We start from the raw sequence: 17575 nt of genomic DNA, 5'->3' as shown, positions 1-17575 counted from the left end.
ACCCTTTTCTTTCTTAGACAGCACCTTACGGTACTGGTGTTAATACCCGATCTTCTGCGCATCCTCGCGACTAATGACAACCCTAACCCAGCCAAATGTGGGTAAAGCCTCTCATTAGCCGCGCGAACCTCTGCAACGGAAGATCATTCATAGCAACAATACATTAGTTTCCAGTGAATTGCTGCCGTCAGTTTGAAAAAAGGGGCCACTCAGGCCCCTTTTCTGAAACTCGCAAGAATTAGCGACGCAGACCCAGGCGCTCGATGAGCTGGGTGTAACGTGCTACGTCTTTACGTTTCAGGTAGTCGAGCAGTTTACGACGCTGAGAAACCATGCGCAGCAGACCACGACGGCTGTGGTGATCTTTTTTGTGCTCTGCAAAGTGACCCTGCAGGTGGTTGATCTGTGCAGTCAGCAGTGCTACCTGAACTTCGGTAGAACCGGTGTCGTTTTCACCACGACCAAACTCAGAAACGATTTTAGCTGTTGCTTCAGTACTTAGAGACATTTTAAAACTCCAAAGTATATAGAATGAAAGGACGCCGATCTCTAATTCAGCGATCCCAGTGTACGTTACGCAAAGTGTTAAACAATTTACGCGACGTTAAGCGGCAGTATTCTACTCGTAGCGACCTGTTATCGCAAGACGGTTAACATTACGCCGGATATTCAACCACCAGGCGACGAGGCGCAACGCGGCCTTCATCGTCAATTTCACCCATACCGATAAACTTGCCATTCTCACCTTCTGTAACACGAACCAGTCCTTCCAGCGGCGCACCAGATGTACGAACTGGGTTACCATTTTTGAAGTAAACAGAAGACGTTAACGGAAGATTCACCACCGGATAGTCCGAAGCTGGACTGTCCATTGGCATCAGTAATGGATCAAGTAACTCCGCAGCCGGAATATCCTGCTGTTCAGCTTGCTCAACAAGTTCACGCAGGTGCTCCAGGGTCACCATCCGTTCAACCGGATATTTACTTACCGCCAGACGGCGCAGGTAAATAACATGCGCGCCACAGCCGAGTTTTTCACCCAGGTCATCAATGATGGTGCGGATATAAGTGCCTTTTGAGCAGTGAATTTCCAGCTCCAGCTCATTGCCTTCATGGCGAATAAACAGCAATTCATAAACGGTAATCGGACGCGCTTCACGCGGAACTTCAATGCCCTGACGCGCGTATTCGTACAGTTTTTTGCCCTGATATTTCAGTGCTGAATACATTGAAGGGATCTGTTCGATATCGCCACGGAAGGTATCCAGCGCCGCCGCCAGTTGCTCTGCACTAAAGGTTACCGGACGTTCTTCAACGATTTGTCCATCGGCATCGGAAGTATCGGTACGCTGTCCAAGACGCGCAATCACCCGATAGCGTTTGTCGGAGTCCAGCAGATACTGGGAAAACTTCGTCGCTTCCCCGAGGCAAATCGGCAACATGCCGGTCGCCAGCGGGTCCAGCGCGCCGGTGTGTCCGGCACGGTTGGCGTTATATATACGTTTCACTTTTTGCAGCGCATCGTTGCTGGACATACCCTGCGGTTTATCCAGCAACAAAACGCCGTTAATGTCGCGACCGCGACGACGAGGACGACTCATTAGTCCTCCTTGCTGTCGTCCGGATTAACACGACGTTCTTCGTCATGTTTGACCACGCTGGTCACCAGGTTTGACATGCGCATCCCTTCAACCAGCGAGTTGTCGTAGAAGAAGGTCAGTTCCGGCACGATACGCAGGCGCATCGCTTTACCCAGCAGGCTGCGGATGAAACCAGAAGCTTCCTGCAACGCTTTGATGCCCGCTTTAACCGCGTCTTCATCTTTGTCGTTAAGGAACGTCACATATACTTTGGCATACGCCAGGTCACGAGACATTTCGACACCGGAAACGGTGGTCATCATGCCCAGACGAGGATCTTTAATTTCACGCTGCAGGATGAGAGCGATCTCTTTTTGCATTTCCTGCGCTACGCGCTGCGGGCGACCAAATTCTTTCGCCATAATAAATTCTCCTGACAAAAAAGGGGCTGTTAGCCCCTTTTTAAAAATTAATTTCAGGTGGAAGGGCTGTTCACGTTGGCCTGATAAGACGCGCCAGCGTCTTATCAGGCAATCCATGCCGGATGCGGCATAAACGCCTTATCCGGCATGGAACCCTAAAAACCTTAAGCGATGGTACGTTGGATCTCGATGATTTCGAATACTTCGATCACATCGCCAGTGCGGACGTCGTTGTAGTTCTTAACGCCGATACCACATTCCATACCGTTACGGACTTCGTTAACGTCATCTTTGAAGCGGCGCAGGGACTCCAGCTCACCTTCGTAGATAACCACGTTGTCGCGCAGGACGCGGATCGGGTTGTGACGTTTAACCACACCTTCAGTAACCATACAGCCTGCGATGGCACCAAATTTCGGCGATTTGAACACGTCACGAACTTCCGCCAGACCGATAATCTGCTGTTTCAGTTCCGGAGACAGCATACCGCTCATCGCCGCTTTCACTTCGTCGATCAGGTTATAGATGACGGAGTAGTAACGCAGATCCAAGCTTTCCGCTTCAATCACTTTACGTGCAGAGGCATCAGCACGTACGTTGAAGCCAACCAGGATGGCGTTGGACGCTGCCGCCAGGGTGGCGTCGGTTTCGGTGATACCACCTACACCAGAACCGATGATCTTCACTTTAACTTCGTCAGTAGACAGTTTCAGCAAGGAGTCGGAGATCGCTTCCACAGAACCCTGTACGTCTGCCTTCAGGACGATATTCACTTCGTGAACTTCGCCTTCGGTCATGTTGGCGAACATGTTCTCGAGTTTAGATTTCTGCTGACGAGCCAGTTTAACTTCGCGGAATTTGCCCTGACGGTACAGTGCAACTTCACGTGCTTTCTTCTCGTCACGTACAACGGTAACTTCATCACCCGCAGCCGGAACACCGGACAAGCCGAGGATTTCCACCGGAATGGACGGACCCGCTTCCAGCACTTCCTGACCCAGTTCGTTACGCATCGCACGAACACGACCGTATTCGAAGCCACACAGAACGATATCGCCCTTATGCAGAGTACCTTCGCGGACCAGTACAGTAGCAACCGGACCACGACCTTTATCGAGGAAGGATTCGATAACCGCACCGCTCGCCATCCCGTTACGCACGGCTTTCAGTTCAAGGACTTCAGCCTGCAGCAGGATAGCATCCAGCAGTTCATCAATACCGGTACCCGCTTTTGCAGATACGTGTACGAACTGGCTTTCGCCGCCCCACTCTTCTGGCAGGATGCCGTACTGAGAGAGTTCGTTCTTAACGCGATCCGGATCGGCTTCTGGTTTATCGATTTTGTTCACAGCAACCACCACCGGAACACCCGCCGCTTTCGCGTGCTGGATAGCTTCGATGGTCTGCGGCATTACGCCGTCGTCTGCAGCAACAACCAGGACTACGATGTCCGTTGCCTGCGCACCACGTGCACGCATTGAAGTAAACGCGGCGTGCCCCGGGGTGTCCAGGAAGGTGATCATGCCGTTTTCAGTTTCAACGTGGTATGCACCAATGTGCTGGGTAATGCCGCCCGCTTCGCCAGAGGCCACTTTCGTTGAACGAATGTAGTCCAGCAGAGAGGTTTTACCGTGGTCAACGTGACCCATGATGGTCACAACCGGTGCGCGCGGTTCAGCCGCAGCGCCCGTGTCACGGTCGCTCATTACCGCTTCTTCCAGCTCGTTTTCACGACGCAGGATAACTTTGTGGCCCATCTCTTCAGCTACCAGCTGTGCGGTTTCCTGGTCGATAACCTGGTTGATGGTTGCCATTGCGCCCAGTTTCATCATCGCTTTGATGACCTGAGAGCCTTTAACCGCCATCTTGTTAGCCAGTTCGCCAACGGTGATGGTTTCGCCGATCACAACGTCACGGTTAACGGCCTGAGCTGGCTTCTGGAAGCCCTGCTGCAGCGAAGAACCTTTACGTTTTCCGCCTTTACCGCCACGTACCGCTGCACGCGCTTCTTCGCGATCAGCTTTTGATTCAGCGTGTTTGTTGCCTTTCTTCGGACGCGCTGCTTTCGCGTTACGACCACGGCCACGGCCGCCTTCGACTTCACGATCGCTTTCGTCTTCTGCCTGACGGGCATGTTGAGAGGTAGTAACGTGATAATCGCTGGAATCTTCAGTTGGTTCCGCGTTATCAGTCCATTTATTTTCTTCCGCCATACGACGTGCTTCTTCAGCAACGCGACGTGCTTCTTCTTCGAGTTTACGACGCGCTTCTTCTTCAGCTTTACGCTTGAGCTCTGCAGCTTCCTGCTCACGGCGGGCTTTTTCAGCCTGGGCGGTTTTAGTCATATCGTCTTGTTGATTGCTCACTTTGTCTTTTTCCGCAGCTTCACGTTTCGCTTGTTCAGCGGCTTCACGTTTAGCTTGTTCTGCGGCCTCACGTTCAGCTTTTTGTTGCGCCTCGCGTTTGGCCGATTCTTCTGCCTCACGACGGGCTTGCTCTTCCGCTTCACGCTGCGCTTGCTCTTCCGCCGCAAGGCGCTCGGCCTCTTGCGGGTCACGTTTCACAAAGGTGCGTTTCTTGCGGACTTCGATTTGTACCGATTTGCTTTTTCCACCGGTACCAGGAATGTTAAGGGTGCTGCGTGTTTTACGCTGCAGCGTTAATTTGTCCGGACCTGAATTTTTCTGATTCAGGTGGTCAATTAAAGCCTGTTTCTCTTGTGCGGACACAGAGTCGTCAGCAGACTTCCGGATACCTGCATCAGCAAACTGCTGTACCAGGCGTTCCACGGAGGTCTGTCGCTCTGCGGCCAGCGTTTTAATCGTTACATCTGTCATGCTGTTCCTTCCTGCTACAGTTTATTACGCTTCGTCACCGAACCAGCAAATATTACGGGCAGCCATAATCAGTGCTCCGGCTTTTTCGTCGGTCAACCCTTCGATATCAGCCAGATCATCAATGCCCTGTTCGGCGAGATCTTCCAGCGTACAAACGCCACGGGCGGCCAGTTTGAATGCCAAATCACGATCTATCCCTTCAAGGTTCAGCAGATCGTCAGCCGGTTTGTTATCACCGAGGCTTTCTTCCTGGGCCTGTGCAATGGTGGCCAGTGCATTTTTAGCACGCTCACGCAGTGCTTCAACGGTCGGCTCATCAAGGCCTTCGATTTCCAACAGCTCTTTCATCGGCACATAGGCCAGTTCTTCCAGCGTCGAGAAACCTTCTTCTACCAGGACAGTCGCGAAGTCTTCGTCAATGTCGAGATAACGGGTGAAGGTGTCAATCGCTGCATGCGCTTCCGCCTGATGCTTAGCCTGCAGGTCGTCAACGGTCATTACGTTGAGTTCCCAACCGCTGAGCTGCGAAGCCAGACGCACGTTCTGACCGTTACGGCCAATCGCCTGCGCCAGGTTACCGGCTTCAACGGCGATATCCATGGTGTGTTTATCTTCATCCACCACGATAGAAGCAACGTCTGCCGGTGCCATCGCATTAATCACGAACTGCGCCGGGTTATCATCCCACAGGACGATATCGATACGCTCGCCGCCCAGTTCAGTAGAAACCGCCTGAACACGCGCGCCACGCATACCTACGCAAGCACCTACCGGATCGATACGTTTATCGTTGGTTTTCACCGCGATTTTCGCACGAGAACCCGGGTCGCGAGCCGCTGCTTTAATTTCAATCACTTCTTCGCCGATTTCTGGCACTTCAATGCGGAACAGTTCGATCAGCATTTCCGGCTTGGAACGGGTAACGAACAGCTGCGCGCCACGCGCTTCCGGGCGAACGGAATAAAGCACGCCACGAACGCGGTCGCCAGGGCGGAAGTTTTCACGCGGCAGCATATCTTCGCGCAGGATCACGGCTTCAGCGTTGTTGCCCAGATCCAGAGAGATGTTGTCGCGGTTTACTTTTTTCACCACGCCGGTGATGATTTCACCTTCGTGTTCACGGAACTGATCAACCACCATCGCACGTTCGGCTTCACGCACTTTCTGCACGATAACCTGTTTTGCCGTCTGGGTGGTGATACGGTCAAAGGTAACAGACTCAATCTGATCTTCAACGTAATCGCCCAGGTTCAGGCTTTCATCTTCATAACGTGCGGCTTCAAGGGTGATTTCCTTGGTCGGCTGGGTGACTTCATCAACAACTAACCAGCGACGGAAGGTGTCAAAATCACCGCTTTTGCGATCGATCTGTACGCGGACGTCGATCTCTTGTTCATATTTTTTCTTTGTTGCTGTCGCCAGCGCGCTTTCCAATGCTTCGAAAATCTTCTCGCGAGGTAGCGCCTTTTCATTGGATACGGCTTCAACTACAGCCAAAATTTCTTTGTTCATCGCGGGCTTTTCACCTCATCCAGACTATTAAAAGTGGGGAACCAGGTTCGCCTTCTGGATATTACTCAGCGCGAACACTTCATCTTTACCTTCGACGGTAACTGTGATCATTTCACCGTCTACCGCTTTGATAACGCCCTGCCATTTACGACGGTTTTGTACCGCCATACGGAGAACCAGAGTCACCTCTTCTCCGACAAAACGGGCGTAGTGTTCAGCCGTGAACAGTGGGCGATCGAGACCCGGAGAGGAGACTTCCAGGTTATAAGCAACGGTGATGGGATCTTCAACATCCAGCACAGCACTTACCTGGTGGCTCACATCAGCACAATCATCAACATTGATGCCATCTTCACTATCAATATAGATGCGCAGTGTGGATGTGCGACCGCGAATAAACTCGATGCCAACCAGCTCAAAACCCAGGGCCTCAACTGGCGCAGTAATCATCTCTGTTAATTTTTGCTCTAATGTGGACAAGCCCACCCCCAAGACATAAAAAAAGGGCCTAAAGCCCAGTTATTCTGTAGTCAGATAACAAAAAACCCCGATAAATCGGGGCTTTATATAACTGAACCCTATAACCGCAACTGCGGTCTGGAGCACTTTCCAGAAGGATTTTTTCAAATCCCACTACGAAGGCCGAAGTCTTCACAGTATATTTGAAAAAGAACTCTAAGGGAAAGTGGTTGCGGGGGCCGGATTTGAACCGACGACCTTCGGGTTATGAGCCCGACGAGCTACCAGGCTGCTCCACCCCGCGCCTGAAACGTGGCAAATTCTACTCGTTTTGGGTAAAAAATGCAAATACTGCTGGGATTTGGTGTACCGAGACGGGACGTAAAATCTGCAGGCATTATAGTGATCCACGCCACATTTTGTCAACATTTATTGCTAATCACGTGAATGAATATCCAGTTCACTTTCATTTGTTGAATACTTTTGTCTTCTCCTGCTCTCCCTTAAGCGCATTATTTTATAAAAAACACACTAAACTCTTCCTGTCTCCGATAAAAGATGATTAAATGAAAACTCATTTATTTTGCATAAAAATTCAGTTAGAGCGGAAATCCAGGCTCATCATCAGTTAATTAAGCAGGGTGTTATTTTATGACGACGATTCTCAAGCATCTCCCGGTAGGTCAACGTATTGGTATCGCTTTTTCTGGCGGTCTGGACACCAGTGCCGCACTGCTGTGGATGCGAAAAAAGGGAGCGGTTCCTTATGCATATACTGCAAACCTGGGCCAGCCAGACGAAGAGGATTACGATGCGATCCCTCGTCGTGCCATGGAATACGGCGCGGAGAACGCTCGTCTGATCGACTGCCGCAAACAACTGGTGGCTGAAGGTATTGCCGCTATTCAATGTGGCGCATTTCATAACACCACCGGCGGCCTGACCTATTTCAACACGACGCCGCTGGGCCGCGCCGTGACCGGCACCATGCTGGTTGCTGCCATGAAAGAAGATGGCGTGAATATCTGGGGTGACGGCAGCACCTATAAAGGAAACGATATCGAACGTTTCTATCGTTACGGTCTGCTGACCAATGCTGAACTGCAGATTTACAAACCGTGGCTTGATACTGACTTTATTGATGAACTGGGCGGCCGTCATGAGATGTCTGAATTTATGATTGCCTGCGGTTTCGACTACAAAATGTCTGTCGAAAAAGCCTACTCCACAGACTCCAACATGCTTGGTGCAACGCACGAAGCGAAGGATCTGGAATACCTCAACTCCAGCGTCAAAATCGTCAACCCGATTATGGGCGTGAAGTTCTGGGATGAGAGCGTGAAGATCCCGGCAGAAGAAGTCACAGTACGCTTTGAGCAAGGTCATCCAGTGGCGCTGAACGGTAAAACCTTTAGCGACGACGTAGAAATGATGCTGGAAGCTAACCGCATCGGCGGTCGTCACGGTCTGGGCATGAGCGACCAGATTGAAAACCGTATCATCGAAGCGAAAAGCCGGGGTATTTACGAAGCTCCGGGGATGGCACTGCTGCACATTGCGTATGAACGTCTGCTGACCGGTATTCACAACGAAGACACCATTGAGCAGTATCACGCGCATGGTCGTCAGTTGGGGCGTCTGCTGTACCAGGGACGTTGGTTTGATTCCCAGGCGCTGATGCTGCGTGACTCCCTGCAACGCTGGGTTGCCAGCCAGATCACTGGTGAAGTGACGCTGGAACTGCGTCGCGGGAACGACTACTCGATCCTCAATACCGTCTCTGACAACCTGACCTATAAAGCAGAGCGTTTGACCATGGAGAAAGGCGACTCTATGTTTACGGCTGAAGATCGTATTGGTCAACTGACCATGCGTAACCTGGATATTACCGATACCCGCGAGAAGCTGTTCGGTTATGCCAAAACTGGACTACTCTCCTCCTCTGCCTCTTCGGGCGTGCCGCAGGTGGAGAATCTGGAAAATAAAGGCCAGTAATTCAACATCAACCCTGCCCTTCGGGGGTGGGGTTACCCTGCTTATCCTCTGTAAACTCCTTTCTCAGCATCACATAATCGAAAACATCATGGTTTGCATCCACAACCCGTGAGTCTCCTTTATAGTGTGCAATCACTTCCTCCAGCGTTTTCGGTTGCTCCGGCTTTGTTACCCCCATCCACGCATTAATAAGGAAATTATTGTAAGCAGTGGAAAAGATATCGTTTTCCGTTGTGCGATCCACGCCATCCCCAAGAATGGAGCTATACCAGATAAACATCGGGACATGATATGCCTGCTGGCTAGCCTCCCTGCCTCCATGAAAATAGACGTTCTTCTTCGTAGGGTCACGTTCCAGGCCATGGTCGGCAAAATACATGACCGAGGCGCGGCGATCTTTTAATCATTCAAAAACCTGACCTAGCAAACTATCTGTGTAATAAATGGAGTTGTCATAGCAGGCATCCTGATCGTCCTGCGGTTGAAACACGGCGCTGGATTGCGGATAGGCGCTACAAGCCGGTTCATGGCTTCAATTTAAATGAAGAACAATCAGTTTCTTTTGCTGCGTATTTTGCTGTAACGCTTGCGATAAATGCGGCAACAACAATTCATCAAATCCTCTGACATAGACTGTTTCCATGGCGCGCATGGCGATACTGGTGACTGCTGTACCATTCTGCCGAAAAGCGGATTGCGAGCTTAGCCAGAAAGTCTGAAATCCTGCCTGATTCGCCATATTAATAATGTTGTCGGGGTAATTATGAATGTCATGATTCAAAACGAAATCAGCAGTTAAAGAAAGGGGAACCGACAGCGCAGTGTAAGGTGCACCGCTTATTGCTTGATTAAACAGTTTGATCTGTTTTCTTTGTGCTTCGACTTGCGGTGTCGTAGAGCGTGTATATCCATACAAAGACATATTGTCGACACGTACAGACTCCCCCACAATCAACACGTAGGTATCAATACCTGTATCCCTGACTGATAATTGAAAATGCGGCACCGTGTTTTCAATTGAGAGTAATCTTTGATGCTCTTTTGCCGCTAAAGCAAAATAATTGAGGTTGAAAAACGGCGTATAGGTAGCAAATCGCGATGCTAGTATATATGGACTGAACGCTTTTTTATTTTTTGCATCTTTATAAGCAAATTGACAAGCGGAAAATAAACTGCCCGAAATGACAATCAGCAATAATATTCCTGTCACTTTTTTTGTCGGCAAGGAAACATCATATTTTATTATTACTGTAAAAAAAAGAAGAGATAAAAAGACAAAAGCACACAGATAAGGGATATACATCCCCAGCATTTTGACAACTTCATCTGGATCACTCTGCAGCACGCTAATCGCAAATCCATCATTGAAAGTTGTACCAAAGGTACACCATGAGTAGAGGCTAATACTCATGTCCGCCGCTGTCAGCAACACAAATGGTACAGCACAAATCAGGCGAAGTGGAATAGACGATATACATTTAACAATAAGGATGGTCAGAAAAAAGGACAGCAACCGCTGAACCATATGCGCCCCGGAAGAAGCGACTAAGTTCGTAATACCAAAAATGATAACACAAAGATACAACAGCCAATGAGCTTTCAAGTTTCTAACTAATTTGTTGAATGCTGTCATCCAGAAATCCAAGTTCACAACCAATATAAACAATCATCAACAATGTTCAATTTTATATCAGACATGTTCTTCAACTCTGGACCATATCAGACCGAAACAATGTTAGTTTTTTCGTTATAAATGATGCGATCATTGCGTTCTCAGCAATTAAATAAAATTATCAATGCGTCTCTAAACAATACTCAGAACGTAGTCATCAGTAATTATACTGACAGGAGAGGGATAGTTTATCGAGGAGTAAACATATCCGTATCCGTACCGGGAATGGAGTTGACACAACAAAGTGCCAAATATGTCAGCAGAAGGGGAAAAATTGGTAACTAACGCGTACCGGCACCACTGTTTCAAGGTGCAAGCTACGAGTAAATCAAAACAACCAGGCGAGATACAGATATCTGGCAGCCATTCCTCAGGCCAGAACCAAAACGAAAAAAGACGCTTTTCAGCGTCTTTCTTTCGGAATATTGGTACTGAGGATGGGACTCGAACCCACAAGCCCGTTAGGGCACTACCACCTCAAGGTAGCGTGTCTACCAATTCCACCACCTCAGCACAGATACTACTTTTTAGTTCGGGATATCGCTGGTCGGCTTAGCCGGAGCAGCTGGCTGAGTTTGTTCGGTTTTCGCCGGCGCACTCAGGTTTTCCCATTCGCTACCTTTATTGGTTTTGTTGCTATTGATGTTACCCAGCACCAGACTGATGATGAAGAATAACGTTGCCAGCAGCGCCGTCATGCGGGTCATGAAGTTACCAGAACCACTTGAACCAAACAGCGTAGCGGAAGCGCCTGCTCCGAAGGAGGCTCCCATATCAGCGCCTTTACCTTGCTGCAGCATGATCAGACCTACAAGGCCAATTGCTACAATAAGGAAAACTACTAAAAGAGCTTCGTACATAATCAACCTGTTCCTTGCGGAGTTGCCGCGTACCAATGCTTCAACCAATAAAGCGGGAGTTTTTAATCTTTCCCACTGAAGCGGGTGTGAATACTAACCAAAGCGAATGACCTTCGCAAGGGCAATTTTATCGCATTGTATCAACTGCGGAAAAAAACAGCAAAACCGATGTGCTTAAGAAGAACAAAGGCGACAAGCGCCGCCTTTTTAGCCAGTTAGCTATCGAATCAAACTGCTTTTACCGCGTCAGCGATGCGATGCGCAAATTCGGTTACCTGCGCTTCGTCTTCACCTTCTACCATCACGCGAATTAACGGCTCGGTGCCAGATTTACGCAGCAACACGCGTCCACGGTTGCCCAGCGCAGCTTCAACCTCTGCGGTCACGGATTTAACTGACTCATGCTCAAGCGGATCGCCGCTACCTGCGGTGTAACGCACATTAACCAGAATCTGCGGGAACATTTTCATGCCGCTGCAAAGGTCGTGCAGGCTCATATGGTTACGCGCCATCGCCGCCAGCACCTGCAAACCAGCAACGATGCCGTCACCGGTAGTGGTTTTATCCAGCAGGATCACATGACCGGAGTTCTCGGCACCGATGCGCCAGCCTTTCTCCTGCATTTTTTCCAGTACGTAGCGGTCGCCCACTTTCGCACGAGCAAATGGAATACCTAACTGTTTCAGCGCCAGTTCCAGCCCCATGTTACTCATCAATGTACCCACAGCCCCACCACGCAGCTGGCCCTGACGAAGACCTTCACGCGCGATGATATACATGATCTGATCGCCATCGACTTTATTGCCCTCATGGTCAACCATAATCACACGATCGCCGTCGCCGTCGAAGGCAATACCGAGATCTGCTTTTTCAGCCAGTACGCGCGCCTGTAACGCACGAACATCAGTTGCGCCCACTTCGGCATTGATGTTTACGCCGTTCGGCTCACAACCGATAGCGATAACATTCGCGCCCAGCTCGCGCAGCACGTTCGGTGCAATGTGATAAGTCGCGCCGTTGGCGCAATCCACCACAATTTTCAGTTCGCTCAAACTAAGTTCATTCGGGAACGTGGCTTTACAAAATTCGATATAGCGCCCCGCTGCGTCAACGATACGGCTGGCTTTACCCAGTTCTGCCGAATCAACGCAGCTAATCTCTTTTTCCATTTCAGCTTCGATGGCTTCTTCAACTGCATCCGGTAGTTTGGTGCCGTCGATAGAGAAGAATTTAATGCCATTATCGTAGAACGGGTTATGCGATGCAGATATCACAATTCCGGCCTCTGCGCGGAAAGTCCGCGTCAGATAAGCCACGGCCGGTGTCGGCATCGGGCCAGTGAAGAGTGCGGAAAGACCGGCAGCCGCCAGACCCGCCTCCAGCGCCGACTCCAGCATATAGCCAGAAATACGCGTGTCTTTACCAATAATGATCTTACGGGAGCCGTGGCGCGCCAGCACTTTACCCGCAGCCCACCCCAGCTTAAGCACAAAATCAGGCGTGATCGGCGCATCCCCAACACGACCACGAATCCCATCGGTACCGAAATATTTACGATTACTCATAGCGTTTGTTTTCCTTTGCAGACAGAGTGGCTTCCACCACTCGCATCGCTTCTACGGTTTCTTTGACGTCATGAACACGAATAATGTGCGCGCCTTGCATTGCGGCAATGACCGCACAGGCCAGACTACCGCTCAGACGCTCAGATGGCCCAACGTTCAGCAGCTGCCCAATCATCGATTTTCGAGACATGCCCACCAATAGCGGCAGGTTGAAATGGTGAAATTCAGCCAGGCGCGCCAGTAATGAATAGTTATGGGAGAGATTTTTACCGAAACCGAATCCGGGGTCGAGCAACAATTTCTCTTTTGCGATACCCGCCCGTTCACAACGTGCTATTTGCTCAATAAAGTAGCGATTTACCTCGGCAAAGACATCGTCATACTTTGGTGCTTCCTGCATGGTCTTTGGGTTTCCCTGCATATGCATCAGGCAAACTGGCAAACCAGTTTCAGCGGCAGCTTCCAGGGCGCCGGGTTCGGAAAGGGAGCGGATATCATTAATGATGTGAGCGCCTGCTTTCGCTGACTCACGGATCACTTCTGGTTTGGATGTATCCACTGAGATCCAGACTTCAAAGCGTTGAGCAATTGCCTCAACCACAGGAATAACACGTTGCAACTCTTCTTCAACGCTCACTTCCGCAGCCCCTGGACGTGTGGACTCGCCGCCAACGTCAATGATCGTTGCGCCAGCATTGATCATCAGATTCGCATGTTTCACCGCATCAATCAGCGAATTATGCGTGCCGCCATCGGAGAAAGAATCAGGCGTGACGTTGAGGATCCCCATTACGTGAGGATGGCTAAGGTCCAGTGAAGTGCCCTGGGCAAAGAGTTTCATGGTGTTATCCCTGGTATGAATTGATAAGAAAAAACCCCGGAGCACGCCCCGGGGTTTTCGGTACAAATACAGTCATCTGATGCGGGAACTTACTTGTCGCCTAACTGCTCTGACATGGTGTTACCCGGGTTCGGCGTACGCGGTTCATCAACCGGACGCGGAGCCTTTGGACTACCATTGTCGCCAGAATTGTTAGAAGCGCCTGGTTCTTCCCAGCCCGCTGGCGGACGTACATCGCGACGTGCCATCAGGTCGTCAATCTGCGGTGCATCGATGGTTTCATATTTCATGAGCGCATCTTTCATCGCATGCAGAATATCCAGGTTGTCGTTCAACAACTGACGCGCACGATTGTAGTTACGCTCAATCAGTAACTTCACTTCCTGGTCGATGATACGCGCAGTTTCATCGGACATATGTTTCGCTTTCGCCACGCTACGACCGAGGAACACTTCACCTTCTTCTTCCGCGTACAGCAGCGGACCAAGTTTTTCGGAGAAGCCCCACTGGGTCACCATGTTACGCGCCAGGTTGGTCGCAACTTTAATATCGTTGGACGCCCCGGTAGAAACATGTTCCGGCCCGTAGATGATCTCTTCTGCCAGACGACCACCGTACAGCGTAGAAATCTGGCTTTCCAGTTTCTGACGGCTGGCACTGATTGCGTCGCCTTCAGGCAGGAAGAAGGTCACACCCAACGCACGTCCGCGCGGGATAATCGTCACTTTGTGCACCGGATCGTGTTCTGGAACCAGGCGACCGATAATCGCATGGCCTGCTTCGTGGTATGCCGTCGATTCTTTCTGCGCTTCCGTCATCACCATGGAGCGACGTTCCGCACCCATCATGATTTTGTCTTTCGCTTTCTCGAACTCAACCATCGACACAACGCGTTTGTTGCCACGAGCAGCGAACAGTGCCGCTTCGTTCACCAGGTTCGCCAGGTCAGCACCGGAGAAACCAGGAGTACCACGGGCAATGATTGCCGCGTCGATATCGGGTGCCAATGGTACGCGACGCATGTGAACTTTCAGGATCTGCTCACGACCGCGAACATCTGGCAGACCAACCACAACCTGACGGTCGAAACGGCCAGGACGCAGCAGTGCCGGGTCCAGAACGTCCGGACGGTTAGTCGCGGCGATAACGATGATACCTTCGTTACCTTCGAAGCCATCCATCTCAACCAGCATCTGGTTCAGTGTCTGTTCACGTTCATCGTGACCACCGCCAAGACCTGCGCCACGTTGGCGGCCAACGGCGTCGATTTCATCGATAAAGATGATACACGGTGCCGCTTTCTTCGCCTGTTCGAACATGTCACGAACACGGGATGCACCCACACCGACGAACATTTCTACGAAGTCAGAACCGGAGATAGTAAAGAACGGAACTTTCGCTTCGCCTGCAATCGCTTTCGCCAGCAGCGTTTTACCGGTACCCGGAGGACCGACCATCAGGACGCCTTTCGGGATCTTACCGCCGAGTTTCTGGAAGCGGCTTGGCTCGCGCAGATACTCAACCAGTTCAGCAACTTCTTCTTTTGCTTCGTCGCAGCCCGCAACGTCAGCAAAGGTCGTTTTGATCTGATCTTCCGTCAGCATGCGCGCTTTGCTCTTACCGAACGACATGGCACCTTTGCCACCGCCGCCCTGCATTTGACGCATGAAGAAGATCCAGACACCAATCAGCAACAGCATCGGGAACCAGGAGATGAAGATAGAAGCCAGCAGGCTTGGCTCTTCAGGCGGTTCACCGACAACCTTGACGTTCTTGGTCAGCAGGTTATCCAGTAACTTCGGATCCTGAACCGGAATGTAAGTGGTATAACGGTTACTATCTTTCTTGGTAACGTTGATTTCACGTCCGTTGATACGCGCTTCACGAACCTGGTCGTTATTGACCTCTTGTAGGAAGGTAGAGTAATCCACCTTACGTCCATTAGACTCGCTGGGCCCAAAGCTCTGGAATACTGACATCAGCACAACGGCAATGACCAGCCAGAGTATTAGGTTTTTCGCCATGTCACTCAAGGGATTAACCTCTTATTACAACTGTGTTAAAAACAGCGTCAGGATACTCTATATCCAGCATCTTTCAAACTTTCGTCTGAAATCTCCCGGTTAGGGTTTACGCCCGGTCGCTACAATATACACTTCCCGCGAACGTGCACGAGAAGAGTCCGGCTTACGAACTTTGACCTTCGTAAACAGGGAGCGAATTTCCCTTAGATACTCATCGAAACCTTCGCCCTGGAACACCTTCACTACAAAACTGCCACCTGGCGCTAATACATCACGACACATTTCTAGCGCCAGTTCCACCAGATACATGGCACGGGGGATATCCACCGCCGGTGTTCCGCTCATGTTTGGTGCCATATCGGACATGACAACCTGGACTTTGCTGTCGCCTACGCGCTCCAGCAGTGCTTTCATCACCAGTTCATCACGAAAATCGCCCTGAAGAAAGTCCACACCAACGATAGGATCCATAGGTAAAAGATCGCAAGCGATGATACGGCCTTTGCCGCCAATTTGGGTGACCACATATTGTGACCAACCACCTGGCGCAGCACCAAGGTCGACAACCGTCATTCCCGGTTTAAAGAGTTTGTCACTTTGCTGTATTTCATCAAGTTTAAACCAGGCACGGGAACGTAACCCCTTTTTCTGTGCCTGTTGAACATATTTATCGCTAAAGTGTTCCTGAAGCCAGCGACTGGAGCTGGCAGAACGCTTCTTACCTGTCATTTAACTTTCCCATTGGGATAACTCATCGTAACCAATTGCGTAAATTTTTACGCGCCTATTTGGCGATATATGGGAGATGGCGGTAGAATGACCCGTTTTCAATCCCAACGTAAGCAAAAAAATACGATGAATCTGAGTACTAAACAAAAACAGCACCTGAAAGGTCTGGCACATCCGCTCAAGCCAGTTGTTCTGCTTGGCAGTAATGGTTTGACCGAAGGGGTGCTGGCCGAGATTGAACAAGCGTTAGAGCACCATGAACTCATCAAGGTGAAAATCGCCACTGAAGATCGCGAAACTAAAACCTTGATCGTGGAAGCTATCGTGCGCGAAACCGGCGCCTGTAATGTACAGGTCATCGGTAAAACGCTGGTGCTTTATCGTCCAACTAAAGAACGTAAAATCTCGCTGCCACGCTAAGATTATCCTAAAGTTACACACATTTGCTGTGTAAAACGAGGGATTTTCCGCAAGCAGGAGAGCAAAATGCCACGCTCTGTTCGTTGATAAAAGGCCGCATAGCGGCCTTTTTCCTTTCTTTACAATACATCAACATTTTGAGTATTGGGTAATTCTTACAGGTATTCCACCTTAATTACTTCAAATTCTACATCGCCGCCCGGCGTTTTGATGACCACGACATCATCTTCTTCTTTGCCAATCAGTCCACGAGCGATAGGCGAGTTAACAGAAATCAGGTTCTGTTTAAAGTCAGCTTCGTCATCGCCTACGATGCGATAGGTCTGTTCTTCATCAGAATCCAGATTCAGCACCGTCACGGTAGCGCCAAAAATCACGCGACCATTGTTTGGCATTTTGGTGACATCAATCACTTGCGCGTTCGACAGCTTAGCTTCGATATCTTTGATACGGCCTTCGCAGAAGCCCTGCTGTTCACGCGCTGCGTGGTATTCGGCGTTTTCTTTCAGGTCGCCATGCTCACGCGCTTCCGCGATAGCAGCAATGATTTCAGGACGGCGCACCGATTTCAGAAAATCCAGCTCTTCGCGTAATTTTTCAGCGCCGCGTAAGGTCATCGGAATAGCTTGCATTTGTTATACCTCTTGAATATTCCTGAT

General features: G+C 50.2%; 14 protein-coding genes, 2 tRNA genes and 1 pseudogene. 2 read left to right on the top strand and 15 right to left on the bottom strand.

Annotated elements, in window-relative coordinates:
* Positions 1-238 precede the first annotated feature (238 nt).
* The 7 genes from rpsO to D9741_RS00495 all read right to left on the bottom strand — a co-directional run bounded on the left by rpsO (position 239) and on the right by D9741_RS00495 (position 7114).
* The gene (rpsO, locus tag D9741_RS00525) at positions 239-508 is read right to left on the bottom strand and encodes a 30S ribosomal protein S15 (protein ID WP_000059470.1); all 270 of its coding nucleotides are present in this window, start codon (positions 506-508) and stop codon (positions 239-241) included.
* A gap of 148 nt (positions 509-656) precedes the next feature.
* Positions 657-1601, bottom strand: coding sequence for a tRNA pseudouridine(55) synthase TruB (gene truB / locus D9741_RS00520; protein WP_000089698.1), 945 nt, complete (start codon positions 1599-1601; stop codon positions 657-659).
* Entirely contained in the window at positions 1601-2002 is a 402-nt protein-coding gene (gene rbfA / locus D9741_RS00515) for a 30S ribosome-binding factor RbfA (RefSeq protein ID WP_001040205.1), read from the bottom strand. The genes truB and rbfA overlap by 1 nt, the downstream gene beginning before the upstream one ends.
* A gap of 164 nt (positions 2003-2166) precedes the next feature.
* Positions 2167-4839 (bottom strand): translation initiation factor IF-2, encoded by a 2673-nt coding sequence (gene infB / locus D9741_RS00510; protein ID WP_130204600.1) that lies wholly within the window; start codon positions 4837-4839, stop codon positions 2167-2169.
* A gap of 24 nt (positions 4840-4863) precedes the next feature.
* The gene (gene nusA, locus D9741_RS00505; protein ID WP_130204598.1) at positions 4864-6351 is read right to left on the bottom strand and encodes a transcription termination factor NusA; all 1488 of its coding nucleotides are present in this window, start codon (positions 6349-6351) and stop codon (positions 4864-4866) included.
* Between the two features lie 27 nt (positions 6352-6378).
* Positions 6379-6831: a ribosome maturation factor RimP gene (gene rimP, locus D9741_RS00500; protein WP_001300397.1), complete on the bottom strand. Its 453-nt coding sequence runs from the start codon at positions 6829-6831 to the stop codon at positions 6379-6381.
* 206 nt (positions 6832-7037) lie between these two features.
* Positions 7038-7114, bottom strand: a tRNA-Met gene (locus D9741_RS00495).
* 347 nt (positions 7115-7461) lie between these two features.
* On the opposite strand from D9741_RS00495, the gene argG reads away from it, so the two are divergent.
* Entirely contained in the window at positions 7462-8805 is a 1344-nt protein-coding gene (argG, locus tag D9741_RS00490; RefSeq protein ID WP_130219211.1) for an argininosuccinate synthase, read from the top strand.
* A 7-nt stretch (positions 8806-8812) separates the two neighbouring features.
* On the opposite strand, the pseudogene D9741_RS00485 reads toward argG, so the two are convergent.
* The 7 genes and pseudogenes from D9741_RS00485 to rlmE form a co-directional block, all read right to left on the bottom strand.
* Positions 8813-10438 (bottom strand): annotated as a pseudogene (locus D9741_RS00485) (phosphoethanolamine transferase).
* A gap of 465 nt (positions 10439-10903) precedes the next feature.
* Positions 10904-10990, bottom strand: a tRNA-Leu gene (locus tag D9741_RS00480).
* A gap of 14 nt (positions 10991-11004) precedes the next feature.
* Positions 11005-11337, bottom strand: a complete 333-nt coding sequence (secG, locus tag D9741_RS00475; RefSeq protein ID WP_001295556.1) for a preprotein translocase subunit SecG — start codon at positions 11335-11337, stop codon at positions 11005-11007.
* A 227-nt stretch (positions 11338-11564) separates the two neighbouring features.
* On the bottom strand, positions 11565-12902 hold the full coding sequence (gene glmM, locus D9741_RS00470) for a phosphoglucosamine mutase (protein WP_130219209.1): 1338 nt from the start codon (positions 12900-12902) through the stop codon (positions 11565-11567).
* On the bottom strand, positions 12895-13743 hold the full coding sequence (gene folP, locus D9741_RS00465; protein ID WP_130219207.1) for a dihydropteroate synthase: 849 nt from the start codon (positions 13741-13743) through the stop codon (positions 12895-12897). The genes glmM and folP overlap by 8 nt, the downstream gene beginning before the upstream one ends.
* A gap of 89 nt (positions 13744-13832) precedes the next feature.
* Entirely contained in the window at positions 13833-15767 is a 1935-nt protein-coding gene (gene ftsH / locus D9741_RS00460; RefSeq protein WP_064529531.1) for an ATP-dependent zinc metalloprotease FtsH, read from the bottom strand.
* 99 nt (positions 15768-15866) lie between these two features.
* On the bottom strand, positions 15867-16496 hold the full coding sequence (gene rlmE / locus D9741_RS00455; RefSeq protein ID WP_000145975.1) for a 23S rRNA (uridine(2552)-2'-O)-methyltransferase RlmE: 630 nt from the start codon (positions 16494-16496) through the stop codon (positions 15867-15869).
* Positions 16497-16622: 126 nt separating this feature from the next.
* Between rlmE and yhbY the strand changes: the two genes are divergently transcribed.
* Entirely contained in the window at positions 16623-16916 is a 294-nt protein-coding gene (gene yhbY, locus D9741_RS00450) for a ribosome assembly RNA-binding protein YhbY (RefSeq protein WP_001054420.1), read from the top strand.
* A 155-nt stretch (positions 16917-17071) separates the two neighbouring features.
* Here the strand turns inward: yhbY and greA are convergent, their stop codons facing one another.
* Positions 17072-17548 carry a transcription elongation factor GreA gene (gene greA, locus D9741_RS00445; RefSeq protein WP_064529530.1) on the bottom strand — a complete coding sequence of 159 codons (477 nt, stop codon included), beginning with the start codon at positions 17546-17548 and terminating at the stop codon, positions 17072-17074.
* Positions 17549-17575 lie beyond the last annotated feature (27 nt).

The sequence above is a fragment of the Escherichia sp. E14V7 genome (assembly GCF_004212225.1).
Lineage (GTDB): Bacteria > Pseudomonadota > Gammaproteobacteria > Enterobacterales > Enterobacteriaceae > Escherichia.
The sequence above is the reverse complement of the archived record's forward strand: the minus strand, read 5'-3'. Positions and strand labels throughout refer to the sequence as shown.